Origin of the sequence: Stieleria maiorica, assembly GCF_008035925.1 — a bacterium.
Lineage (GTDB): Bacteria > Planctomycetota > Planctomycetia > Pirellulales > Pirellulaceae > Stieleria > Stieleria maiorica.
This window is the reverse complement of sequence record NZ_CP036264.1, coordinates 6,830,844-6,854,695: the sequence shown is the minus strand read 5'-3', so window position 1 is coordinate 6,854,695 and position 23,852 is coordinate 6,830,844. Positions and strand designations below refer to the sequence as shown.

The following is a 23,852-nucleotide window of genomic DNA, read 5'->3' as shown; positions in this document are numbered from 1 at the left end:
GCGACGGCCCGGAAGGGACCGTCGTACTATAGTTTATTGGACAGGATGCAATTCTATGGTGTGGGTCACGGGCTGCATCGCGTCGGCGATCGCGTCGGCCAGTGGCCGGCGAATCGCCTCGGTTTGCGCCACAGCGGCATCAAAGTCCGCCTTTCCTTCTTGCCCATGGAAGACTTTCTTCACTTGCTGCGTCTCATAGGCTTGTTTTTTTGCCACGGCATCATCGACGCGATCAAAGGCATCACCAAAAGGATTCTCGGGAAAGTCCCAGGCGAGATTGATGCCTGCGGCGAGCTCCTCGGCGGTGTAAGTCTTTGTCTCCGCCCCCCACTTCACCTGCCAACCTGTCCCGGCTGGGACATTCGCTTTCAGCAAGAAGCGGTTCAGGTCATCAGCAAACGGCACCAACGTCATTCCTGAGCGAATGGAGTTGTGATCATTCAGATCACCGCGGGCGCAGAACGGGTAACGTGAACTGGTGATCGTCAACATGTGGTTTTTATAGGAATCCACCAGATGCCCCTCGGTCGCCGTGGCCTTGCCCAGACCAGGATCGACCGTGATGGTTCCGATCTGCCCGTCCAGCCCCATCGCACGCAACATCGCCCACGCCATGATCACGTGTCCGGCCCAACCGGGGTGAATGCCGTCTTGCCCGGCGACCAGGTAGGGCTTTTCAGGCGTCGCCTGATGCTGCGCGGGCGCGAAAACCTGTGCCTGGAACATCGGCCAAAAAATGTCGGCGAATCGGACCTGGTGCTCCTGGGCAACATCGATCGCGATGTCACGCAGGGCGCACAAATGCAGGTTGTGCTGCTGCAACGTACCGGATCGGCTTTTCACCCAACTGGCGATCTTGCCCGCGCACCCCGGTGACCCGACGACCACGCGCACGTCATGCTCTTTAAACTGACTCACGATCGCCGAGTAATGGTCTTCATACCATCGGCCGTTGGTGACATCAAACGGCCGATAGCGTGAATCGTTCATACCATAGGCGAGTGTTGCAACGGTGGGTTGAAATGTCAGACAGTCCTTTTCCATGCGACGCAGGAAACCGTCTGTTTTCTCACCACTCCAACCATATTGCCTGGCCGTGACTCGCAATTGAGGCACGCAAACGGTCAGGTAGGTTTCGATGATCCGCGAGTACATTTTCTGTTCGGTGATCGAATCACCACAGACCGCCAACCGATCTCCCTCGCGGAGCAACAGATCACCGACCGGCGGTGCCAGACTCGGATTGAATGAAACGAACGCCTCATGATCAGGCTTGGTCTCATACAGGTACGGTCCGAGCGTCTTTGTCGGAGCGTGTTGCCCGACCGCGGGGCGATGAAATGTGGCGGTGATCAAGGCGATAAACAGTAGTGTCCAAGTCGGGCGATACAGATGCATGGCTGCGTTAATGTTAGGTGGGACAGAATCGATCAATGCGTGAGACGCAAGTATAGCCACCGCCGCTCGCCCCCCGCAGTCTGGTTCGCTCCACCAAAGCCTGCTCCGCAACCGCCGAGATCGTCACCTGGCCCAGGTTTTATTCGCCTGTCGAAACTGGAGTATGATGTGCGATCTGCGACTCAATTCTCGGAAGAACCAATTCCTGATAGCCCCTCCCCATGAAACCAATACAGGTAGCCGTCGCGTTTCTCGCCTGGTCACTGATTGTCGGCATGGCACTCGGTGAAACGCCGACGGACCAGGGTGAAACGCCGGCCGTCCTGTCCACGTTCATCGACACCTATTGCATCGATTGCCATCGCGGCGACGATCCCGAAGGCGGTTTGGGATTGGATGCTTTGGACTTTAACCTCTCCGACCCGGAAACCGCGCGGCGTTGGATCGGTGTGCACGATCGCGTGTCTGGCGGAGAGATGCCGCCACCGGAGGAAACCCAGCCGGCCGGGGAACGATCCACAGCATTTTTGGCCGCGTTGTCGAGCCGATTGATGGAGGCAGAATCCGATCGCCGTGATGTGGTCCTACGCCGACTCAATCGCCACGAGTACCAAAACACGGTTCGGGATCTATTTCACACCGCGGTGACGATCAACGGGTTGCCGGAGGATTCGTCGACCGACGGTTTCGACACGGTCGGTGAAGGGCTGGCGGTGTCGGCCGAAGCGATGGCGGCCTACTTGGACGCGGCCGATCAAGTGCTGGACGCCGTCTTCGGAAGCGAGCAACCGCCCCAGCAGATTCGTCATGAAACGAACTTGCTGGACCAAGTCGACTGGCGGGGACGGCCGCAGTTGGACAACCAGATCGGGAAGATGTTTCGCCGCACCGAGGACGGACTGGTGATCTTTCAATCGGGTTATTGCCCCACCAACCTGGTGAATTTCGCCCGCTTGCGGGCTCCCGCCGGGACCTATCGTGGCACGCTTCGAGTCCGTGCGGTGCAAAGTGACCAACCGGTCACGCTGCGAATTTATGGGGGCGACACGATCGTCAATCGTGGTGAACGTCATCTGGTCGGCTACTACGACGTGCCGCCGGGCCGATGGACGACGATCCAGTTCACCGATCGATTGGTCGAAGCCGGGGGGACGTTCCAGCCCAAGTGCTACGGCACACGCGACACGCGCAAAGACGCCGACACCTGGTCCGAGCCGGGCATCGAGATCGGCGACATCGTGATCGAAGGCCCCTTGGAAAGCTGGCCGCCGCCCGGACGGATCCACCTGCTCGGCGAGTTGGATCTTCAAACGGCCGACCAAGACGATGCCCGCACGATCATCGGACGCTTATTGCCCCGCGCGTTTCGCCGACCGGTCCAGTCCAGCGAAGCCGATGCCTACGTCAATTTATTCGCATCGGCCGTCGCCGCCGGGCGGTCCTTTGAATCCGCCTTGCGAGTCAGTTTGAAGGCGATCCTGTGCTCACCCGACTTCCTGTTTCGTAACGAACCGGGCGCCTCGCAGATCAGCCCGCATGCGTTGGCGACGCGGCTGTCCTATTTCCTGTGCAGCACGATGCCCGATGACGAATTGACAGGGTTGGCAATCGACGGATCGCTTCGCCGGCCCGACGTGCTGCGACAGCAGGTGGAGCGGTTGCTGGACTCCCCCCGATCGTCTGCCTTTACGAAAAACTTCACCGGCCAATGGCTCGACCTGCGCGACATCGATTTCACCGAACCGGACGCGAACCTGTACCCGGAGTTTGACGAGTTGCTGCGGATCTCGATGGTGCAGGAGACCGAAATGTTTTTCGATGAAATCCTGCGAGAGAACCTCAGCCTGGTCAACTTCGTGGACTCCGACTTCACGTTTCTCAACGGTCGTCTGGCCCGTCACTATGGCATCGACGGCGTCGACGGCCAGGCGTTTCGCAAAGTTTCCTTGCCGCCTGACGGTTTGCGTGGGGGGCTGTTGACGCACGCAAGTGTTTTGAAGGTGACCGCCAATGGGACGTACACGTCGCCGGTGCTGCGCGGCGTTTGGATCCTGGAAAATATCTTGGGGCAACCCACATCACCGCCTCCGGACAACGTGGGGTCGGTCGAGCCAGACATCCGCGGCGCGACCACCATACGAGAACAACTGGCCAAACACCGGGACATCCCTTCGTGCGCCGCCTGTCATCGCCAGATTGATCCGCCGGGATTCGTGCTGGAGTGTTTCGACCCGATCGGGGGTTACCGCGATCGCTACCGAACGATGTCAACGGAAGGACAACGACCGGGGATCAAGCAGGCACCGTTCACCTACGCCTGGGTGCGTTATCGGATCGGATTGCCCGTTGATGCGACCGCACAGATGGACGACGGGCGATCGATCGACGACATCCGAGAATTCAAAAAGGTTCTCGCCGCCGCCCCCGACCAGTTGGCACGCAATCTGACCGTTAAACTGATGACGTATGCCCTGGGGCGTAAGGTCGGTTTTTCGGACCGGGCGACGGTCGACCAGATCGTGCGTCAAACGCGTCAACACGACTACGGTTTCCGCTCGCTGATCCATGCGATCGTTCAACACCCCGCCTTTCAAAAACCATGACACGATTTCAACGCAGAACGCTGCTCCGCGGTTGCGGCGTGGCGTTGGCCCTGCCGTTCTTTGAATCCACCGCTTCGGCCTCGAAGACGATCGCCCGGCGACGACGCATCGTCGCGATCGACATCGGACTGGGTCTGCATGCCCCCAACATCATCCCACAACAGGCCGGACGTGATTATGAATTGCCGACGTACCTGAAGTTGTTGGCGGAGTTTCGTGACCAATTCACCGTGATCTCCGGGGCGTCGCATCCCGAAGTCGGTGGCGGACACGCTTCTTACAAATCCTATCTGACCTGTGCCCCGCATCCCAACAGCGCGGGTTTTCGCAACACGATTTCGCTGGACCAGTTGGCGGCGGCCGAATTCGGCAGTGAAACACGCTTCGCATCGTTGTCGCTTAGCAGTTCCGGCCCGGGGCTCTCCTGGTCGCGTAGCGGCGTGGAGATCCCCACGTTGACGCGTCCGTCGGTTGTGTTTCGCAAACTGTTTCTGGCGGGCAAGGCCGATGAACAAGCACTTCAGATGCAGCGGTTGCAAGACGGACAAAGCGTTTTGGACGTCGTAATGGACCAAACGCGTCGGCTGCAACGAAGCCTGACCTCGCGCGACCGTGAAAAGCTGGACCAGTATTTCGAAGCCGTCCGCGAAGCCGAACGGCGATTGGCCAAAGCGGAAGCTTGGCAACAAAAGCCCAAGTCGACGGTCGATGTCGATCCGCCACGTGACGAGCCGGACAGCAAAAGGATCGTCCAGTGCATGCGGCTGATGTACGACGTCATGCACTTGGCGATCCAAACCGATTCGACACGCTTCCTGACCTACAACATCGCCGGGATGAACGCGGTTCCGGTCATCCCCGGTGTCGACGCCGACTATCACAACCTGTCACACCACGGCAAAGACCCAGACAAGATCGCTCAATTGACGCTGATCGAGTCGGCCTTGATCGAGGAGTTTCGCGGTTTCCTTGCCAAATTGCAGGCCAGCAGCGAGGCGGAAGGATCGCTGCTTGATTCGACCATGGTGCTGTTCGGATCGAACTTGGGAAATGCCAGCAGCCACGACACCAAGAACATGCCGATGCTGTTGGCCGGCGGCGGATTCCGTCATGGCCAACACCTGGCGTTTGACCGCAACAACAACTACCCGCTGCCCAATTTATTTGTTTCCATGCTGCAACGTTTGGGCATGGAAACCGATCGCTTCGGGACCGGGCACGGCACAATGACCGGGCTGGATCCGATCGGGTGACAACGAAGAGCAAACGCATTGAAGGATCCCAAACCCCACCCGCTTGATCCCCCGCTTCCGCGCCGCGGCCAGCCGATCCCGGCGGAATACTTCCGGGCGATCGCCGACTGCACCTACGACTGGGAAGCGTGGCACGACGCGCAGGGCGAACTGCTGTGGGTCAACCCGGCCGTCGAACGATTCACGGGCTATTCGGCCGCGGAATGTTTGCAGATGGACGACTATCCGCTGCCCTTGTTTGACCCGCAGGACCAAGCCCGGCTGGCCGGCTATTTGAAAGAGATGGCCGAGGGCAGTACAGGCAACCACATCGAGTTCAAAGTCGCACGCCGCGACGGGACCAGCCGCTGGGTCGCCGTGTCGTGGCAACCGATGACCGACCAAGCCGGCCGATCACTCGGGTTTCGCGTCAGCATCCGCGACATCGAAGACCGTCGTGCGATGCGCGAGCAACTGCGACTGCACAACGAGCATCTGGAACAACTGGTCCAGGAACGCACCGCGCAGGTGGCGGAGTTGGAAAAGCACCGCGCGAAAATGCAGCAGCTTGCCGCACTCGGTGAGTTGGCCGCCGGGGTCGCCCACGAGATCAACAATCCGTTGGCCGGTATCCGCAACGCGTTGTTATTGATCAAACGAAAACTGCCGCCGGAGATCGGGCACGCCGACAAGTTCGAAATGATCGACCGCGAGATCGATCGGATCAGCGGTATCACGCACCAGATGTACCAGCTGTACCGCCCCAGCCGACAAGCCGCCACACAGTTTTCGATTCGGCGGACGATCGACGTGGTCGTCTCACTCGCACGCCCGCTAGCGCGAAAGACCAACGTCGCCACGAAAGTCGACTGCACGACATTGCAGGCCATCGCGGGCCTGGATCCGGATGAAGTCGTGTTGCGCGAAGGCGAATTGAAACAGGTGCTGTTGAATCTGGTGCACAACGCGATTCAGGCGTCACAGCCCGGGCAATCGGTCGTGATCAGCGCCGAGACCGACGCCGACTCGCTGACCGTCACCGTCACCGACCAGGGGTGTGGGATCTCCCTCGAGCACATCGACCAGATTTTTGACCCGTTCTTCAGCACCAAGACCGAAACGGTCGGCCAAGGCATGGGGCTCGGGTTGTCGGTCACGCACAGTCTGGTCGAGGCCATGAAGGGAACGATTGATGTCGTCAGCGCCCCCGGCCAAGGCAGTCGCTTTCGCGTGCGGCTGCCGAGACGCTTGGACGACAAGACCTAGTGCTTTGTCAATTGCGCTTGCGCGAACCGGCTGATGTCAAATGTATATCAGCCGTTTGGCGCTAGCCTACGGGCCCATACATGATGAAAACGACGCTTGACTTAGCGGGGTAGGGCGAACGCCTGCACACCAACACCTGGGTCCATGCCATTCATTGGTGCCTCCCTTTTCGCCGCCTGACGCGTTCCGGTTTTCGTGAGTTCCGCTAAGATTCGTTGATGAGCCAGCCCAAACATCGCATCCTGATCGCCGACGACGAACCGCTGTATCGCAACACGACGGCCGAACTACTTCGCGACGAAGGGTACGAATGCGTCTGCGTGGAAAATGCCGATGACGCGATCACCGTCCTGGCAGAACATGCGTTTGATCTGATCCTGACGGACCTGAACATGCCCGGCAACTTCCAGCTGGAGCTTCTGAAACAGGGGCGAACGACCTATTCGCATGTTCCGATGATCGTCGTGACCGGTGTGCCCTCGGTCCCGAGTGCGATCGAGAGTGTTCGTCTTGGGATCGCCGACTACCTGCTGAAACCCGTCAAGTTCGACGAACTGTTGGCGGCGATCGACCGGGCCATCCGCGGGCGACCGGCTACGCCCACGCCATCGGCCGGTACCGTCAGTGCCGCCGAGTCAAACACACGCGGCGGCACCATCATCGGCCAAAGTGCTCCGATGCTGGAAGTCCTGGACATCGTCGACCGCGTCGCGGCAAGCAACACCAACGTGCTGATCACCGGTGAAAGCGGAACCGGCAAGGAGGTCATTGCCAAGGCGATTCACGATGGAAGCGGCCGCCGCGAACACGCGTTTCAAATCGTTGATTGCACCGCGATCCCGGAATCGTTGTTCGAGTCCGTCTTATTCGGTCACGTCAAGGGATCCTTTACCGGAGCGATCAAAGACCAACAGGGATTGCTGCGTCACTGCGACGGGGGGACGGCATTCTTTGACGAACTCGGCGAGTTACCGGCCGCCTCGCAGGCGAAATTGTTGCGGGTGATCCAAGAACAAACCTTCACACCGGTCGGTGAAAACAAATCGATCAAAGTCGACACGCGTTTCATCGGCGCGACCAACCGCGATCTGCACGCCGAAGTCGACGCGGGACGGTTTCGCCAAGACTTGTATTATCGGCTGGCTGTGATTCACATCGAATTGAGCCCGCTGCGTCAGCGGGGCAACGACGTTCTGCTGCTGGCCGAGCATTTTTTGAAACAATTGCGGCCCAAGGGATCGACCCTGAACCGTTTCTCTGCCGAAACACTGGAGTGCTTTCGACGCTACCACTGGCCGGGAAACATTCGCGAACTTCGCAACGTCGTCGAACGCGCCGTGACCCTGGCCCGCGGTGATCAGATCGAAGTCGCGGACCTGCCTGCTCAGATCCTTGATTGTGAACCGTCGCTGACCGGTGAAGCTGAGTTGGCCGAAATCTCCCGCGATGAAGCCCTCGATCATGCCGATCGGGCTTATCTATCTGCGCTGCTGAAAAAACACGAAGGCGTCATCGCCAGGGCGGCGCGACAGGCCGGGCTGTCACGCCAGGGGTTGAACAAGTTGCTCAAGCGACACCAGATCAGCGCCGACGAGTTTCGCTAGTGCCGCGTTTTTTTGGTATCTCATAGGTATCAAGCGATGAAGCAACCCTCCCTTCCAGTGCGTTGGTGTCTACACAAATCGGTCCGCAATTTAGAGCATGGCTCCCCTCTCCCTAAAACAGATCGCGCAAACAGAATTTGATCGCGGAAGGATGATGACCGCGATCGGTTTTGGGGAGAGGGGAGCCATTGTACGTTGTGTTGACTGTACGTTGTGTTGACATCAATGCTTCCAAAGTGGGTTTCGTCTTAACTTGATGCCTATGGGGTCGAGCGCAGCGAGGGGAGGGTGTCTTCTATGGCTTCGCATTTTCTGTACCTGTCCGCTTTTCGATTGGCTGTGAAAACAAACGCGCCTCATTGATCTGCCGCAACCGGCGCGATCTCTCGAATCGCCGTGCCCGCGCGGGCGAATGAAATCCCTTGCTGGCCCTCGGTGTCAATCATGACGGCTTCGATGATCGGTTCTGAAACGCGTTGTTGGGCCACCCAATCGACCAGGAAGTTCGCGCCACTGCCGCCCGAACTGTCATCTCGCTCGATCAAGAACTCCGTCGTTCCCAGCGGCGCCAGTGTGAGCGGTTGCTTCAGGTACGACTTCACCTGCTGTCCCCGTGTGTCAAAATAACGCACGCTGCGGACGACGATTTCACGTTCGTCACTCGTGTTGCGAATACTCAGCGTGATCGTCAACAAATGCGGGTTCCCGTCCTCGTGATACACGTGGGAATACGCCGGGACGTAGACGACTTGCCCGGACGTGGCCGCCAGCGGAACTTGTTCCGCATCGTCGACGTCAGCAATCGAACCGTTTGGTTGGGGGAATTGGTAACGCAGCGAATCCTCAAATTGATCCATGCGTTTGCCCATGTACACCGCATAGAGCAACAGCGGCAGAAAAAACACCACGACGGCCACGCCGATGAAGACCTTGAATTGGAACATGAAGGAGTCGACTTCTTCGGCGGTGATCTTCTTGGACATGCTATCGGCGTTTGATGCGATGGAATGGTTTTTCGTCGGACGTCTTGTGTCGGAAATGGATCTTCCGGTGGCGGACAGGAGCTCGGTTTGGCGATCTCCGCAAATCACGGCGTTTGTTTCCGTTGCAAGACAGACTCGCCCTGTTCCAATTCGATAACACTGAGGTATAAGATGATCCCGATGATTCGGCAACTAGGTTTCGGTTGCGTCGTTCTCTCGCTGGCAATCGCGGTTCCGGCGATGGCCCAATCGCAGACGCCGAAGGGCGTGGAAATGGCCAAGCGGGCGCTCGCCGAGGGAGAAACGGCCAAGGACTTCCGGTTGCAAGCGATTGCCGGCGAGCTGTCGGGCCCCGTGCAGCTGAGCCGGGTGAATGCGAAGGGCCCGGTCGTGATCGTCGTCTTGCGCGGATTTCCAGGGTCGCAATGTCCCGCGTGCACCGCCCAGGTCGGCGACTTTGTCAAGAACGCCGAACGATTTGCGGCCAAAAACGCGCGGGTTCTGCTGATCTATCCCGGTCCGCGATCGCAGCTGGACCGGCATGCCGACGATTTCCTGCATGGCACGACGTTGCCCCAACCGCTAACCTTCCTGCTTGATCCGGGCTATTCGTTTACCGATGCCTACGGATTGCGATGGGACGCTCCGAACGAGACGGCGTATCCGTCGACGATCGTCCTGGATGAATCGGGCAAGATCACTTACGTCAAGATCAGCGAAACACACCGCGGTCGATCAACGGCCGACGAGATACTAAAAACCCTATAGCGTCATTATTCATGGCATGGATCTATTTGCTGATCGCCGGCTGTTTAGAAATCGGCTGGGCGATCGGATTAAAGTACACCGATGGCTGGTCACGTTTTTGGCCCAGTCTGGCGACCATCGTGACGATGGTCGCCAGCTTCTATTGCTTGGCGCTCGCGGTCAAAGAAATTCCGATCGGTACCAGCTACGCGATCTGGACCGGGATCGGTGCGGTCGGCACGGCCACCTTGGGAATCGTGCTGTTCGCCGAACCCGCGTCCGCAACGCGGATCGCGTGCATGGGATTGATCGTCGCCGGAATCGTGGGCTTGAAATTGGCGTAGGCCGGTAAGGAGGCACTACGAAGGGCACGCGGCGATGCCGTCACGTTCGGGTTGGTACAACAATTCTTCGACGCGCCAGCAGCCCTTTCCGCTGGGCACCTTCCAACGCACCAAATCGCCGACGCGATAGCCCAAGATCGCCGTCCCCAGCGGGGCCAGGATCGATAGCTTGCTGTCCACAATGTTGGCTTCGTCTGGATACACCAACGTGAACGTTTCGACTTCGTCGGTCTTCATGTCCTTTAGCCGAACGATCGAGTTCATCGTGATCACGTCGCCGGGAACCTCCTCCGGGGCGACGATCGACGCGCGGTCCAGTTCACCACGCAGGTCGTTCAGGTAGGGCTTGTTGCGAAACACCGCCGCCAACGTGCTTTTGAACAAGTCCTCCAGACGTTCACGATCTTTGTTGGTGATGATGATTCTTTTCTTGGGCATGACGATAATGATCTCGACAGAAAGGGATGGGGGAAACCTGCATTGGTCGGCAGACCAGTGGCTCGCTGGACAGTTCCAGTTTGACGTAGGGACGCGTGTTAGAGCGTGGAAAGCGCTGAGGACCAGCCTTCTGGCGAAGGCTGCTACAGTTGCACAGCGATTCCCGATGTCTCTCGAACAACGTGGCGCTGTCCGACTACGCGAGCGTCCTCAGCAAGATCGCAAGACAAAACAATGCGATCAAAGCGAGTTGTCCGAACAACATCTGGTGACGCGGCTCGATGGCGAAAGGTTCGTCGGTCGGCGGCCGATCGCCCCGCAGATCGTCAACTCGTGTGTGATCCCTCCGCGTGTAGACGACGGACTCGTGACGAACCGATTTTTCTGGGTTGCGCATCAACATCGTTTTGACTTCCGGCAATAAGGAAAGACGAGGCACCATCGTGGCATCACATGAGTGAGAAGCAATCGCTATGCCAATCACGGTCTCCCGCTCACCCGGAAAACTCCGGACGTCGTTTACAATTCAACGTAGCGACCTTCGCCAGAAGGCTGGTCCCCAGCGCTTTCCACGCTCTGGCGAGCGTCGCGACATTCGAGCGGCGCAAGCCAGCTATCCTGCATCGAGGTCCTGCGAGCGGTCGCCCGCAACCGCCTCCCGCAGACGTTCCAACACTTCGGTCGGGCTCAGCCCCTGATGGATGCACACGTAGCGCAGCGACTTGCCGGCGCAACTGGTGTCCAACCGCATCGCGTTAAACACGCGCGTCGTTTCCGGATGCTCAATGATCCATTCGGGGATGCTGGTGTCGAGATCACAATTCATCAACGGATTGTAGCACGACCACGGGAGAATCCGGACGCCTCGAATTTCGAGTCACGTACCGGAAACCGGGGTTTCCGCTTCGTCAACTGGAGTTGACGGATTTGCCCTCTCCAACCGCGATCCATCCGGGATCGACGCCACTGGCCCGTCGCTTGCACGTGTGTTGCGATTGACCCACACCGAGGCAACGACAATGTTTCACGCACTCATCGCCAACACACATTCCAAATCCAAACCGCCGAATCCGGCGGTGACCGCGACGCCATCTTTTGATCCGGCGACGACACGCACGAGTTTCGAATCCGAGGATCGCAACGATCGCCTGCTCAGCCAAGAGGAGCGGCGCATCGTGATGTGGTTGCTGCCGCTACTGATCTTATCGATTTCCCCTCCGATCCTGCTGGTCGTTTTGCATTGGTTCTTCCCGCACGTGATGTTGCTGGACACCGTCCAGGGGCCATGACCCGTATCGATTCAGCTTGCCCCAAAGATTTTTCGCCAGAATCCTTGGCTTCGTGAAATGATCTCGCATCAGGTCGTCTTTCTTTGGCAATGGCGTCAGCCATGACGCCAACGACTTCACCCCCAAGACCAAGGACAAGACGATGAACATTGCCAAGAAGATCACTTTGGGCCTGCTGATGATCGCTCCCGCCGCCGCGGCACGAGCGGAGTATCCGATTCACAGCCCGTCGCCACGATCGATTCACCGCACGGTTCAATCCGTTCCGGCCTATCGGCTGGCCCGGCCCCAGATCACCACCGGCACCCGCATCACGATGTTCGCCAACTTTTTGCAACAAGATCCCGGCGTCGTGTTGCTGGAAATCGGCGGCACCACGACCCGTTGCGAATTGCTCGAGTGGTGTTCCAGCTCGGTCACCGTGCAACTGCCCAGTTTTGGCGTCGCGGGCCCCCAAGATGCTGGGATCCGGATCGTGCTTCCCAATGGCCGAGTGGCGAAATCCGTGTCCGTGATGCTGGTCCCCCAGCCCAGCATGATCGTTCACGAGGAAACGATTCCCCAGCCGATGCCCACCGCAGACACGCCGAAGCCGGCGATCTACGCCGATTCGGAAGAGTAGTGTCAGCCGAAACGCTCGGTTTTGCCCTCGTTCCAAGGCTCCGCCTTGAAACGCACTGCAGGTGTGGCTCCCGCCACACACACACTCCGCGCAACCAGAGGCGGAGCCTCTGGAAATCCCCGTTCCCAGGCGGAGCCCGGGAACGAGGCATGAAACCGAACCATCAAGAATGAGCGAATGCCTTACCGGCATCCGCTTTTCTGGTGTCTCTCGTTATCCCTCGTTGCCCCTCGTTCCAAGGCTCCGCCTTGGAACGCACTGCAGGTGTGGCTCCCGCCACACACACACTCCGCGCAACCAGAGGCGGAGCCTCTGGAAATCCCCGTTCCCAGGCGGAGCCCGGGAACGAGGCGTGAAACCGAACCATCACGAAAGAGCGGATGCCTTACCGGCATCCGCTTTTCTGGTGTCTCTCGTTATCCCTCGTTGCCCCTCGTTCCAAGGCTCCGCCTTGGAACGCACTGCAGGTGTGGCTCCAGCCACACACACACTCCGTGCAACCAGAGGCGGAGCCTCTGAAAATGCCCGTTCCCAGGCGGAGCCCGGGAACGAGGCGTGAAACCGAACCATCACGAAAGAGCGGATGCCGAAATTCTTTTCCATTTGCTGAAACACTCAGACCGCATCCCGTCTTTCCCTTGCATCGGCCGCTGAGCCAATTGTCACATTTCCACCCCGTTTTCGAGGACCTAGCAGATGAATCTCACCGTCAAAACCACCTTCGCCGCTTTGTTGATGACCGCCGGAATGATCGGATCGGCCCATGCCGACCAGCCGACCGATGGCTACTCGACGCTGGCCGATTGGACCCGGCAAATCTCTCGGGCGATGGAGCGCCCCGTTCAGTCCCAACCGGCCTATTCGCTGAGCCGACCGGAAGTGGTCAGCGGGACTCGGATGACCGTCTTTGCGGGATTCCTGGAACACCAGACGGGCGTGGTTCTGTTGGAGGTCGGTGGCACCGTCGCCCAGTGCCGAATCGTTGATTGGCGATCGAATTCGGTCACGTTCTACCTTCCCATGCTGGGCATGGCAGGAGGGCGTGATGCGAAGCTTCGAGTCGTCAAACCCGGCGGTCGCATCGCCAAAACGCTCGACGTCCGGCTGGTGCCACAACCGGAGATCGTGATCCACGGTGAAACGGTGGGCCAACCGGGCCCCGTCGCGGGATACGTCGGCGTGGCGACCTACGCCGGACACTGAACCGACCACCAGACCGCCAGACGATCGAGACCGCCAACGGGACCGTTGGCGGTTTTTTGCTGCGCACCGAACGAAAAGAAATTTCAAAAAGAGTGAAACGAAACCGGTCGCAAACGTCTTTCTTTGATAACCGCGTCACAACGACGCTCGAATCGAAACGACACCCAATGAGAAAACACAATGACCAGCCCACAAAAAATCGCTTTGACCGTCCTGATGTTCCTCCCGGGCGCTGCTGCCTTGGGGGAGTCTCCCCAGCCGAGCAGCGGCCCCACGGCCGTCTACCGCATGGTGCAATCTGCTCCGGCCTATCAGCTGCGTCGACCGCAAATCACCACCGGTGCCCGCATCAGCCTGTTCGCCAATTTCCTCCAGCACGATCCGGGCGTGGTTCTGCTGGACGTCGCGGGCACGACCTCCCAGTGTGACGTGCTGCAATGGAAGCCGAATTCGGTCACCGTGCAGCTGCCTCGATTGGGACTGGACGCACCGACCGACGCGAGGTTGCGGATCGTCAAACCCGACGGTCGTGTCGCCAAAACCATGGCGGTTCAACTGATCGCACAACCCGAAATCGTCGTGCATCAAGAAACGATCGCCCAACCGATGCCTGCCGTGGGAAGCGCCGAATCGGCCGTGTACGCCCAGCCCACCAGCGGCGGGATCACGTTCTACAGCGAATGATCCATCGCATACACGACAACCCTCCGACAAGGGCATCACAAACGTGATGCCCTTTTATTGTTTACTGAAACACTTTCACACAAACGCGTCTTTATCGAGCAGTGGCCAATCGGCCGAGACATTTCAAGACTCGATAAAAAGGTGTGTTGTGATGAACGAGCTCCTAAAACCTCCCTGGCTGGCCCTGCTGCTTTCTGCAGGAATCGTTGGCATGGCCAATGCGGGGCATCCCTGTGTGCGGCGACCGTGCGTCCGACTTCCCTGCCGCCCGCTTCCAACCGCTTGTGTCAATTGCTCTCGAACGCCCTGCGTGTGCATCTTCGTTGCTCCGGCGAATTCGCGATTGGCGCTGAAGGTGGATGTGACCGTGTTGCACGACACTCGACCGAGTCGTCTCAATGCGCCGCTCAACACACCCATCGACGGGGATTCGTCGCAGCATGGCTCCGGTGCCGGCGTGTTGCAAAATCCGGTGGGCCCCGATGGCTGCAGACCGAATCTCCCGTCCCCGGACTCGTCTTGGGATGGACGGAGCATTCCGGGGCCTTCGTGGCATGTGCCGCTCGGGCGACCCGACGTCGTCAGCGGGGCGCGAATGACGGTGCTGGCGAACTATCTCCAGCACGTGCCGGGGACGGTCCACTTGATCGTGGCCGGCACCACGTCATCGTGTCGCATCGCCGCCTGGAGCGACACCTCGGTCACCGTTGACCTGCCGAATCTGGGTCTGCGAGGGACGATGGATGCGGTGATTCGAGTGGTCCGGCCCGACGGACGCGTCGCCAAAACGGTCCCCGTGAATCTGATTCCGGCACCGACCGTGATCATGCACCACGGGGACGCGGTGCAACGGGTTTCGCACACCGTCGGGGCAGGGATCTACGCCGACTGATCACAGAAAGCCGCGATTTTCAAAGCCGCCGGCGCTGCCGGTGGCTGCGTGAAAATGACGCGGACGTGATTCGACCAAAACATCGAAACGCTCCGGCTATACTATCGAGAACCACCCCAGAAGACCTGCCCCATCATGCTTCGAATCCACCCGCTGTTTCTCGCACTGCTACCGGCGTTGCTGCCGGTCGTGACGTCGGCCCAACAACCAATCGAATCGACAGGGCGCTTGCACGCGATCCTGATCGGCGTGGACGATTACTATCGATCAACCGGTTTGAATTACGCCGGTTCGGACGTCCGATTGCTCAAGGAGACGCTGCAAACGCATTGCCGATGTGACAGCGTCTACGTGATGACGCAGCAGGGTTCGCCGCGGGACCAACCCGATTTTGCCAAGGTGCTCGGCGCCCTGCGAGACGAATTGCATCTGGCCAACAATGGCAACTACGACTCGCTGCTGGTTTTTTTCGCCGGGCACGGTTTGATTCATCCCGACGACGGCAGTCTGTTCCTTGCCCCCGGCGATTTTATTCCCGGCTTGGAGAAACAAACCTGCATCCCGATCGCCCTGGTCCGCGAGTTGTTGGCCCACTGCGATCACATCCGACGCAAAATACTGATCCTGGACAGCTGCCACGCCGGATCGAAAACCGACGACCGAGAGGAGTTGCGGTCTCAGCCCACCGGCGGCGATATCGCCCGGCAACTTGGAAACCCCGGCGGGTTGATCACGTTTGCCAGCTGCCGCAGCGAGCAGTCCAGTATCGAATGGCCACAACGACGACACGGACTGGTGACGTTTTGGATGTGTGTCGGACTGAGCGGATGGGCCGACCAAGAAATCGATGGCCGGCGAGACGGACAAATCCAGGTTGGGGAACTTCACCAGTTCGTCAGCGAAATGGTCGCGTCAACGCTCGACCTGTTCGCATTGCGAAAAGGTGTGCGTCATCCACAACAGCCCGACCTGATCGCCCCGGCATCGGAGCACCAAACGGTGATCGCTTCGGTCGACCATGATTCCGATTCCCAAGCGATCACGTCCTCGCTCGAAAAAGCCTCGCGCCTGATTAAGCTACTCCGGCCCGAAGACGCGATCGTAGAACTTGAGAATGCGATGAAACTGAAACCTTGGGATCCCGAGATTTGTGCTTGGAAGGCGAAGGCCCATCTGCATTTTTATGAAAAATCGAAACGAAGCGAACACCTGGAGACAGCGTTGGCGGATCTGGACACCGCGATCTTGCTGACCGAGTACCTGATCGAAAACCGAGGACGCCGCGAACTTTCATCGGATCTTCGGCAATACGAGATCCGACGCGAAGTGCTGATCGCCGATTATCCGAGGGTTGCACGATGATCCGGTCAGCCGCGTCAAAGTTTCTGGCTTGTTGCATCGTCGCCACCTTCCTAAGTGGCGGCGGTGCGTTCCGCGGCTGCCTGGCCGACGACTTGCGTTTGTGCCTGATCGATGCAGCCGATCGCGACGCCGCGGCGGACGATTTAAGTGTATCGCTCGTCCGTTCCTTCAGCCGCTGTGGTTTTTCCGTCGTTCGAGAATCCGTGCCGCGACGACTAGCTCGACAAGCGATGTCGGCCGAACGATTCGTAATTTATGTCCGAGGCCACGTGGCGATCAGCGAGGCAGACTGCCATCTCCACACCGATCAAACAGGAACCACCGTCTCGCTGGGCGAAATCGTCCGCTTGCTCAATCGCGTCGATCCGCCACCGAAACATGTGATCATTGTGGGCGACCTGAAATCCGACACCGATGCGGCAGAGCTTTACACCTGTTTGTCCACGTTGGTTTCTCGATCTGCTGTACCGATCGATTTTGTTGCACCACTAACCTCAGGCGACGATCAAGACGTGGGTCGGTCGGCGATGGAAACGCTCCACCGCGCCACCACTTCGCTGCGACTGCCCGATGCAGACGGGAACGGGGAACTGTCGGTCGGCGAACTCGTACGGTTTTTCGTCGCCGAGTCTGGAAGCCCGGAAAGGATTCTCAGCGTCGCATCGCCGACATCGTCCGACAACCGAACGGTGATTCGATACCAGACCGCCGACCTGGAACACGCGTTGGAAGACATCGCCGACGAAGTTGCGCGATATTGCCATCACGCTTCGATCGATCATGTCGTCGTGCTGCCGTTTCTATTGGCGGCCGGGAACGAGGTTCGGTCCAGCCAGCTGGGACGCTACTTGTCCGACCGTGTCCGGCGCCACCTTGTTTACAAGCATCATCTCGATGCCTGTCCGGAAGAACGTGAGGTGATCGAAACCCTTCGAACCTCGCGAATCCGCACCCGCGAAATCGTCCGTCGCGCCGGAGAGGTTTCCCAGGCACTGCTACCTGAATCCCAAGACCGCGGCGTGGTCGTGTTCGGACGGATCGGCGGTCTCGTTCCATCGGGCGCAGACTTCACCGGAATTCACGGGCTGCAACTGCGACTGGTCACACTCTCACACGGGAAACCGCAACGGGCACTGCAATTGGATGTCGATTCGATCCGGCTGAAGCCCGGACACTCGGACATGGTTTCCCCGCGCCAGCGGATTGCGATGTCGCGTCTGGAAGGTCTGAATGATGACTCGCTGGCCGTGCATCCGATGACCGATCCGTCCTTTCGACCCCGCATCTACCTGGCGGTCGACGGAAAACGTGTCGACCACGAGTACATCAACCAGGATTCTCGCATGTCGGTCCGCGTGGATCCGAACACCAGCTACGAGATCGTCGTCGACAACCAAGGCGGTGAGGCGTTTTTTCTGCGGTTGTTGGTCGATGGAAAAAACACGATTCCCGAGCGACCCTATGACAACTCGTTCGGCAGCAGCACCGAGCGACGCCCGGGCATCCTGGTCAGTCTGCCGGAGGCGAGATGTTGGTACGTGGCTAAGAACGCGATTCATACCTTCAAGGGATTTTACAATGACGTCGACAGCGGCAGCGGCCAAGCGGTCGCGTACGGGTTTCGGGTCACCGACCAATTGGACGACGACGCCTACGACAACTTGGACACCGGCGTGATCACCGCCGCGATCTACAAACCGGTTGCCAAATCCAGGTCGTCGATGGGGGCGATTCCCCAGTTCGCGACCGAACTGGGGCAACGAATCGAGGCACCGATCGCTCCCTACCAAGGCGAACAAGCTCCCCAGGATGAACCGTCGGATATCGTTTATATTGACTATGGGTTTTGAGGTCGTTTCATCGTTTCCAGCATCATGCATTTCAACACTCCATTAAAGCGTCTCTTTGGGCGTCCCACCTTTTGTGCGTGGATCATCATCACATTGGCGGCCATCGTCGCCGGGTTTGATGGCACAGCGGTCCAGGCACAAACCCGCCATGCGATCGTCTTTGCACCGGGGCAATACCCATCGCTGCCGGGCGCGACCTACCATGCTCTCGCCGCCAAGGGACTTCCGCGACAGCTGGAACGCTGTGGTTTCCAGCGTCAGCAGATGCGGATCCTGACCGGCCCCGCAGCGACCCAAAAAGGCCTCGACGACGCGATCGAAGATGCGATCTTGTCGGTTTCCCCGGGGGACATTGTGGTGCTGATCGCCCAGTCGTACGGCATTCATTCCGGCGGAGCGGATTATCTGGCAAGTTACGCGACCGAACTGGCTGCCGACGGAAGCATCGCCGGCGAAGCGATCGACGTTGCGGCGTTGGTTCGCAATCTGGCGGACATCACCGACACCCAACAAATGATCCTGATCGATGGGCATAGCCACGGCGTGGGGATTCCGGAGGAAGCGGCGGCCAGATTCGGCCGCGCGTTGCCGGTCCCTGCGGCCGGTCAAGTGATCGCCGTGGGTCGCGAAGGCAAATTGATCACTCGTGGCAAAGTGACATTGACCGCGTTCAGTTGGTCCTTGTTCGACGGCCTTGACTCACACGCCGATCGGGATCGCAGCGGAACCGTCTCGGCGCAGGAATTGACGCGTTATGCATCGGACTTTGCCGCCGATGCCCGTGTTTCGGCTCCTCGGATCGCCGGCAAACTGTCCGGCAATGAAAGTCTGTTTCTGGTGACGTCGCCGGAACAAACACGCTATGCCGATCAACTGAACCTGCAGGCACGGCGTCTGGCCGCCGAGGCCATGCAAGCCTTGCACTTGGAACTCGATGCAAAGGCGGCAATCAATCTTCTTGACCGAGCCAAACGGCTCTGCCGCGACGACCAAATCGAAGCGTCGATCGACGACTCCCTGCTCTCGGCCGACGTCTTGTACCGAGGGTTTGACGCGGTCTTTGCCCCATCGGTCAAACCTGAGCGATCGTGGCAATTGATCATCGAAAAACCCACCCGGTTCTATGTCGCGTTGAATCCCGTTCCCGTGGCAACCTTGGAGATCGGGACGGTGGTCCGGATCGACCGCAGACAAGGCACCTGGCTGGAGGTCGAATCGGTTCGCCGTCCCGTGGTCGATGGCGGAACGTTGCGTTTTGCCGATGTGAGCCTGCCCCCGGATGGATTTGTGCGGACGAGCGATTTCCGCGGGGCCAGCTCGCAAGTCGTTCCCAGTGAATACCTGAAGAACCAACTGGTCAGGATCCAATCGCCCGCCGGGACACTCGGTACCAATGCGTCAGAAGAATAAGATGACTCGCCCCACCACATCCATCGGAAACGAAGTCATGCGAATAATTACCTTCACCTTTGCGTTCAGCTGCATTGTCGCACTGCCCCACGTTCCGGCCGATGCCCAGTGGCAAGGGATCGCGCGGGGGATCGCCCAGCAAGCGATGTCCAACGCGCAGCCGCGTCCGAGTTCCTATCGACCGCAGACGACCAGTCGCCCCGTGACGCCGTCACAAACGATCAATCGGCAGGGAACGACCGCATCGACGTCTCCGGCGTCGTCGGGGCGTGGGACGACCGGCGCCACAAATCAGCCATCTCAATCGGCGGCCCCCACGAAGTATTCTGCGTTGATCGTCGCCACGCGGGACTATTCCCAGGCCGGCGAACTGCCCTCGCTCTCAGGAACCAACCGCGACGCCGAACTGATCGCCGCGGCGCTCCGCCGGGGTGGTTACAACGAAGACGACATCACGTTGATCTACGACGATGCGCAATCCGAATCGCTGCGTCCGACCAGCGTGAACATCGAAAAACAGTTCTTCGAGTTCCTTTCCCGAGCCGATGCCGGCGTCGCAACGATCTTCTTTATCGGCCACGGCATCACGCACGAGGGTAAGAGCTACTACTGCGCGCAAGACACCAACGACGACTCTCTGGCCGACCCCAACCCGGATGCCGCCGGTCTGATTTCGATCAACGCCCTGGCCAACGTCTTCGCCAAACCCGCCAACTGTGCCGCGGAAAACAAATTGATCGTCGTCGATGCCTGCCGAAACGCCGCGTCGGACCAGTATCGCGGACTGGTGTCGTCGCTTTCCACGATCGAAGACGTCGCCGATGATGTCTGGATTCTCAGCAGTTGCAGCGAAGGCCAACGATCGTGGATCAGCAATGAGATCGTCCAGGGCGAACGGCACCCCGTCTTCACCTACTATTTGGCACAGGGTTTGGAAGGCGCCGCCGACCTGTTGGGCGATCATGACGGACGGGTCGGACTGTTCGAATTGTTCACCTATGCGTTTGTCAAGACAAGCGAAACGGTCGACGCCTTCGAGACAAAACCGGGAACCCGACCCATCCGCCAAACGCCAGAACTGTTCGGACTGGCACCGCCGTTCGAACTGGCCACGGTCAGTAACTTGGTCGCACGCCGCACGCTGACCACCGGCGACATGCAAGCCGAAGCAAGACGCTCGGCCGATCAGATCGCCGATGACATGCTTGTTAACCTGCGAATGTCCGAAGCCTTGTTTCGACAACAAATCTCCGTCGATCGATCGGACGAAGAGTTCGCACGGTTGCAAAATACACAGCGCGGGTATCTGAACTACTTGCTAGGAAATCGAATCCGGGCGGCGTTGGAAATCAACGCCGACTGTCGGCTCGCGCACTTGGCTCGTGGCATCACCTATCGACAAGCCGGCCTGTTCGCCGAAGCATTGGACGGATTCAATCGTGGCGATGAGAACTTTAACTTGTTCGTCGTTTCCGATGACCAGAGTTTGAACCGACACTTCGTCAGCGATGACCAGGGGAATCGCCTGGTCGACGCCAATGGGGTTCCCGTCCCGAAAATCAAACGTGAGACCGACGTGACACGAGTGGAGGTGTTCGGCGAACCGGGAAGCGGTCCGGCGGCCACGATCGCGCGCGAATCCAAAATCAAAATCGTTGACGTCCGTGATGTCGATGGCCAGCAATGGTTGCGTTTTGATTCGCTCAACGATGAACCGATCGGTCCCTATTGGATCAGCCGCGACCTGGTCCACTGGCTGCCCGACGCCGTCGACGTCTACACGCCCAGCACCGTGATGCGACCGATGGGCGCAAGCGTCTCCGGGGTCGCCAATCGGTTTGATTACGCGGCCAATCAAATGTCTCAGTTGGCTGATAATCTGGAACTCCCGGCACGCGGGCTCGAGCAAATCGCTGTACCACTGAGGGTACCGGGACAGCAGATTCGCGCCGCCGGCCGAAATCTCGGCCAGGGGATCGACCAGTTCAACTCCGGGATGTCCAGGGCGTCTGGGCTGTTGAATTCGATTCCCGGAGTCTACGTCCCTTCGTTCGGCATTCCCAACTACCCGCGACGGATGGCGGACACAGCCGCTTACTACGCGGACATTCCGGCGTCGATTGCGTCGGTCGCTGCCGGCAAGGCCCGGATTCCGGCGGGCTACGTCCGCCGTGGCGGCAGCTATGTCCAGATGCCTTCCAACTACATCCACCGCGTTCAAGGCTGGTCCGGCCAGGCGGTCAAGTACGAATCGGGGCATCGTGAACAGGTCAAGATGGAGCAGAAACGCAAGAAGCTGGAAAACAACGGGCACCTCGGCCCCGTCAAAGCGACGCCGATCCGAATCGCCGAATTGCCCTGGTTGTTCGACCGCGACTCGGAGGACGAAAAAGAAAACAAAAAGTCCACAGATTCCTGAAACGATTCGCGTTGCGTCTGTCTTTCACTCGTTGGACAACGCCACGTTGTCCAGCAAGAGAACGTCGCCGCCATTGGGGGGCGTCGTAATGGACACACGCTTTTGGAAATGAAATGGCAACCCAACACTTCTCACGAATTCTGATCGGTTTGCTCGCGACGCTCTGGAGCGTCCCGTGCCGGGCGGATCGGGCCGGAAATCTGATCAGCGAGATCAACGACAAGGCGGCGTCGGTCGCCCGCGAACTGCAACAACAGGGATCGCGAGTCGTCGGCGTCTTGAAGTTCGAGGTTCGCGACCAGCACCGGAGGTCGGTCCGCGGCGACGATACGCTCAGCAGCGAATGCGGCGACTGGTTGGAAACCGCCTTGCGACGGTACTCCTCCGATGGCAACTTGCAGATCGTCGAAAACGCCAGCGATGTGGCCAGCAAAACGGCCGGGGCGAATCACCGTTCCGAAGCCGGACGGCAACGGTTGTTCGCGGCAAACTATCGCTTACCCGATGGGCAACCGGTCAAGGTGGACACGTTCGTGACCGGCCGCATCGTCGTTCGGCAAGACTTGGCCAGCGTCCGTGTGATCCTGCAATCGGTCCACGATCGCCGCCAGCGCCCCCTGTATTCGCTGGACGATTTTGACGCCAACACCAAGATGTGCATTCTGAATCAGTTGGGCGTGCCCTACCACATTCGTGACAGCGGATCGGCCGACCAGGTGCATTTGAACGCCCTGGAAACGCTCCGTGATCCCGAACGCAACCATCCTGCGAAACGCAATCCGCTGATCTCCTTTGAAGTGTTCTATGACGGAAACCCCGTGCCGCCGCGGATCGTCGATGGTATGGCCGTGCTGCCCGAACCGCGACAAGGCCAACACGTTTGGCTGAAATTGAAACGTCTGGACCAATCCGACAGAACCTTTGCGGCGGTCGTCAAAGTCAACGGCGAGAACGTGTTGTGGCGAAAACGCCTGGTCGATTTCGCGGGTCCCAAGTACGTGCTACACAAAGGCGACCCCGCCATCATGATCAAAGGGTTTCAGAAAGATGACGGCCAAGCCGACGCGTTCCAGATCGCCTCGGCCGCACGATCGCGTGAACTGGAATCGGTTTACGGCGCGGATGTCGGCACGATCTCGATCACGGTTTTCCAGCAGGGCGAACCGGAAGATGCGATCGCCCCTGAACTTCAAAGCCTGGCGATCGGCCAAGCGGACAGCGAATCCGCCACGATCACGCCGGACAAGTACGTCACCCGCGGCGTCATCCAGGCTGGATCGCGCGCCACCACCCAACGCGTCCGCCTGGTCGACCCGATCCCCTGGGACCCGACGCCCATTCTGTCCTGCGTCTTGCATTATTACCAACCCGGCGACAGGTAATCACTGGGAGAGATGCGATCAGCGGATGGTTGTACGACGTCCTTTCTAGGTCGTCGCATCGAGTCCCACGGACGACGGCCCGGAAGGGCCATCGTACTCACAAACACGATCGTCCTGAGCTAGT

At 59.2% G+C, this 23,852-nt stretch carries 21 protein-coding genes; 16 read left to right on the top strand and 5 right to left on the bottom strand.

The genetic code is table 11. The features are described from left to right. Positions 1 to 33: 33 nt before the first annotated feature. Positions 34 to 1,398, bottom strand: coding sequence for an SGNH/GDSL hydrolase family protein (locus tag Mal15_RS23400; RefSeq protein WP_147869979.1), 1,365 nt, complete (start codon positions 1,396 to 1,398; stop codon positions 34 to 36). Positions 1,399 to 1,619: 221 nt separating this feature from the next. Between Mal15_RS23400 and Mal15_RS23395 the strand changes: the two genes are divergently transcribed. The 4 genes from Mal15_RS23395 to Mal15_RS23380 all read left to right on the top strand — a co-directional run bounded on the left by Mal15_RS23395 (position 1,620) and on the right by Mal15_RS23380 (position 8,103). Beyond that, positions 1,620 to 4,001 (top strand): DUF1592 domain-containing protein, encoded by a 2,382-nt coding sequence (locus tag Mal15_RS23395; RefSeq protein ID WP_147869978.1) that lies wholly within the window; start codon positions 1,620 to 1,622, stop codon positions 3,999 to 4,001. Further along, positions 3,998 to 5,254, top strand: a complete 1,257-nt coding sequence (locus Mal15_RS23390) for a DUF1552 domain-containing protein (RefSeq protein ID WP_147869977.1) — start codon at positions 3,998 to 4,000, stop codon at positions 5,252 to 5,254. The genes Mal15_RS23395 and Mal15_RS23390 overlap by 4 nt, the downstream gene beginning before the upstream one ends. An 18-nt stretch (positions 5,255 to 5,272) precedes the next feature. Further along, positions 5,273 to 6,499, top strand: coding sequence for a two-component system sensor histidine kinase NtrB (locus tag Mal15_RS23385; protein ID WP_147869976.1), 1,227 nt, complete (start codon positions 5,273 to 5,275; stop codon positions 6,497 to 6,499). A gap of 215 nt (positions 6,500 to 6,714) precedes the next feature. After that, complete coding sequence (locus Mal15_RS23380; RefSeq protein ID WP_390623397.1) at positions 6,715 to 8,103, top strand: sigma-54-dependent transcriptional regulator; 1,389 nt, start codon at positions 6,715 to 6,717, stop codon at positions 8,101 to 8,103. Between the two features lie 356 nt (positions 8,104 to 8,459). Here Mal15_RS23380 and Mal15_RS23375 read toward each other — a convergent pair whose 3' ends face one another. After that, complete coding sequence (locus tag Mal15_RS23375; RefSeq protein ID WP_233902978.1) at positions 8,460 to 9,086, bottom strand: DUF3124 domain-containing protein; 627 nt, start codon at positions 9,084 to 9,086, stop codon at positions 8,460 to 8,462. A 180-nt stretch (positions 9,087 to 9,266) separates the two neighbouring features. On the opposite strand from Mal15_RS23375, the gene Mal15_RS23370 reads away from it, so the two are divergent. Both Mal15_RS23370 and sugE read left to right on the top strand, forming a co-directional pair. After that, positions 9,267 to 9,854 carry a peroxiredoxin family protein gene (locus Mal15_RS23370; RefSeq protein ID WP_233902977.1) on the top strand — a complete coding sequence of 196 codons (588 nt, stop codon included), beginning with the start codon at positions 9,267 to 9,269 and terminating at the stop codon, positions 9,852 to 9,854. Between the two features lie 11 nt (positions 9,855 to 9,865). Continuing rightward, positions 9,866 to 10,177 carry a quaternary ammonium compound efflux SMR transporter SugE gene (gene sugE / locus Mal15_RS23365; protein WP_147869973.1) on the top strand — a complete coding sequence of 104 codons (312 nt, stop codon included), beginning with the start codon at positions 9,866 to 9,868 and terminating at the stop codon, positions 10,175 to 10,177. A gap of 15 nt (positions 10,178 to 10,192) precedes the next feature. On the opposite strand, the gene rnk is transcribed toward sugE, so the two are convergent. The 3 genes from rnk to Mal15_RS23350 form a co-directional block, all read right to left on the bottom strand. Further along, positions 10,193 to 10,615 (bottom strand): nucleoside diphosphate kinase regulator, encoded by a 423-nt coding sequence (rnk, locus tag Mal15_RS23360; RefSeq protein WP_147869972.1) that lies wholly within the window; start codon positions 10,613 to 10,615, stop codon positions 10,193 to 10,195. 196 nt (positions 10,616 to 10,811) lie between these two features. Next, the gene (locus tag Mal15_RS23355) at positions 10,812 to 11,057 is read right to left on the bottom strand and encodes a hypothetical protein (RefSeq protein ID WP_147869971.1); all 246 of its coding nucleotides are present in this window, start codon (positions 11,055 to 11,057) and stop codon (positions 10,812 to 10,814) included. Positions 11,058 to 11,228: 171 nt separating this feature from the next. Further along, the gene (locus Mal15_RS23350) at positions 11,229 to 11,441 is read right to left on the bottom strand and encodes a hypothetical protein (RefSeq protein ID WP_147869970.1); all 213 of its coding nucleotides are present in this window, start codon (positions 11,439 to 11,441) and stop codon (positions 11,229 to 11,231) included. A 193-nt stretch (positions 11,442 to 11,634) separates the two neighbouring features. On the opposite strand from Mal15_RS23350, the gene Mal15_RS23345 reads away from it, so the two are divergent. From Mal15_RS23345 to Mal15_RS23300, 10 genes are all read left to right on the top strand, one after another. Next, positions 11,635 to 11,904 (top strand): hypothetical protein, encoded by a 270-nt coding sequence (locus Mal15_RS23345; protein WP_147869969.1) that lies wholly within the window; start codon positions 11,635 to 11,637, stop codon positions 11,902 to 11,904. A gap of 142 nt (positions 11,905 to 12,046) precedes the next feature. Further along, positions 12,047 to 12,526 (top strand): hypothetical protein, encoded by a 480-nt coding sequence (locus tag Mal15_RS23340; RefSeq protein WP_147869968.1) that lies wholly within the window; start codon positions 12,047 to 12,049, stop codon positions 12,524 to 12,526. A gap of 696 nt (positions 12,527 to 13,222) precedes the next feature. After that, complete coding sequence (locus Mal15_RS23335; RefSeq protein ID WP_147869967.1) at positions 13,223 to 13,729, top strand: hypothetical protein; 507 nt, start codon at positions 13,223 to 13,225, stop codon at positions 13,727 to 13,729. 180 nt (positions 13,730 to 13,909) lie between these two features. After that, positions 13,910 to 14,413, top strand: coding sequence for a hypothetical protein (locus Mal15_RS23330; protein ID WP_147869966.1), 504 nt, complete (start codon positions 13,910 to 13,912; stop codon positions 14,411 to 14,413). A 310-nt stretch (positions 14,414 to 14,723) separates the two neighbouring features. Continuing rightward, positions 14,724 to 15,305, top strand: coding sequence for a hypothetical protein (locus Mal15_RS23325; protein ID WP_147869965.1), 582 nt, complete (start codon positions 14,724 to 14,726; stop codon positions 15,303 to 15,305). A gap of 135 nt (positions 15,306 to 15,440) precedes the next feature. Next, positions 15,441 to 16,667 (top strand): caspase family protein, encoded by a 1,227-nt coding sequence (locus Mal15_RS23320; RefSeq protein WP_147869964.1) that lies wholly within the window; start codon positions 15,441 to 15,443, stop codon positions 16,665 to 16,667. After that, on the top strand, positions 16,664 to 18,517 hold the full coding sequence (locus tag Mal15_RS23315) for a hypothetical protein (RefSeq protein ID WP_147869963.1): 1,854 nt from the start codon (positions 16,664 to 16,666) through the stop codon (positions 18,515 to 18,517). The genes Mal15_RS23320 and Mal15_RS23315 overlap by 4 nt, the downstream gene beginning before the upstream one ends. Before the next feature lie 24 nt (positions 18,518 to 18,541). Next, complete coding sequence (locus Mal15_RS23310; protein ID WP_147869962.1) at positions 18,542 to 19,927, top strand: hypothetical protein; 1,386 nt, start codon at positions 18,542 to 18,544, stop codon at positions 19,925 to 19,927. A 1-nt stretch (position 19,928) separates the two neighbouring features. Beyond that, entirely contained in the window at positions 19,929 to 22,346 is a 2,418-nt protein-coding gene (locus Mal15_RS23305; protein WP_233902976.1) for a caspase family protein, read from the top strand. Positions 22,347 to 22,459: 113 nt separating this feature from the next. Further along, complete coding sequence (locus tag Mal15_RS23300; protein WP_147869960.1) at positions 22,460 to 23,728, top strand: hypothetical protein; 1,269 nt, start codon at positions 22,460 to 22,462, stop codon at positions 23,726 to 23,728. Positions 23,729 to 23,852 lie beyond the last annotated feature (124 nt).

Bases quoted from the DNA above. Each gene is read 5' to 3' on its own strand.
- Mal15_RS23370 (WP_233902977.1), top strand. From the start codon at position 9,267: ATGATTCGGCAACTAGGTTTCGGTTGCGTCGTTCTCTCGCTGGCAATC.
- Mal15_RS23300 (WP_147869960.1), top strand. From the start codon at position 22,460: ATGGCAACCCAACACTTCTCACGAATTCTGATCGGTTTGCTCGCGACG.
- Mal15_RS23400 (WP_147869979.1), bottom strand. From the start codon at position 1,398: ATGCATCTGTATCGCCCGACTTGGACACTACTGTTTATCGCCTTGATC.
- Mal15_RS23335 (WP_147869967.1), top strand. From the start codon at position 13,223: ATGAATCTCACCGTCAAAACCACCTTCGCCGCTTTGTTGATGACCGCC.
- Mal15_RS23315 (WP_147869963.1), top strand. From the start codon at position 16,664: ATGATCCGGTCAGCCGCGTCAAAGTTTCTGGCTTGTTGCATCGTCGCC.
- rnk (WP_147869972.1), bottom strand. From the start codon at position 10,615: ATGCCCAAGAAAAGAATCATCATCACCAACAAAGATCGTGAACGTCTG.
- Mal15_RS23310 (WP_147869962.1), top strand. From the start codon at position 18,542: ATGCATTTCAACACTCCATTAAAGCGTCTCTTTGGGCGTCCCACCTTT.
- Mal15_RS23330 (WP_147869966.1), top strand. From the start codon at position 13,910: ATGACCAGCCCACAAAAAATCGCTTTGACCGTCCTGATGTTCCTCCCG.
- Mal15_RS23395 (WP_147869978.1), top strand. From the start codon at position 1,620: ATGAAACCAATACAGGTAGCCGTCGCGTTTCTCGCCTGGTCACTGATT.
- Mal15_RS23350 (WP_147869970.1), bottom strand. From the start codon at position 11,441: ATGAATTGTGATCTCGACACCAGCATCCCCGAATGGATCATTGAGCAT.
- Mal15_RS23375 (WP_233902978.1), bottom strand. From the start codon at position 9,086: ATGTCCAAGAAGATCACCGCCGAAGAAGTCGACTCCTTCATGTTCCAA.
- Mal15_RS23345 (WP_147869969.1), top strand. From the start codon at position 11,635: ATGTTTCACGCACTCATCGCCAACACACATTCCAAATCCAAACCGCCG.
- sugE (WP_147869973.1), top strand. From the start codon at position 9,866: ATGGCATGGATCTATTTGCTGATCGCCGGCTGTTTAGAAATCGGCTGG.
- Mal15_RS23305 (WP_233902976.1), top strand. From the start codon at position 19,929: ATGACTCGCCCCACCACATCCATCGGAAACGAAGTCATGCGAATAATT.
- Mal15_RS23320 (WP_147869964.1), top strand. From the start codon at position 15,441: ATGCTTCGAATCCACCCGCTGTTTCTCGCACTGCTACCGGCGTTGCTG.
- Mal15_RS23390 (WP_147869977.1), top strand. From the start codon at position 3,998: ATGACACGATTTCAACGCAGAACGCTGCTCCGCGGTTGCGGCGTGGCG.
- Mal15_RS23355 (WP_147869971.1), bottom strand. From the start codon at position 11,057: ATGGTGCCTCGTCTTTCCTTATTGCCGGAAGTCAAAACGATGTTGATG.
- Mal15_RS23340 (WP_147869968.1), top strand. From the start codon at position 12,047: ATGAACATTGCCAAGAAGATCACTTTGGGCCTGCTGATGATCGCTCCC.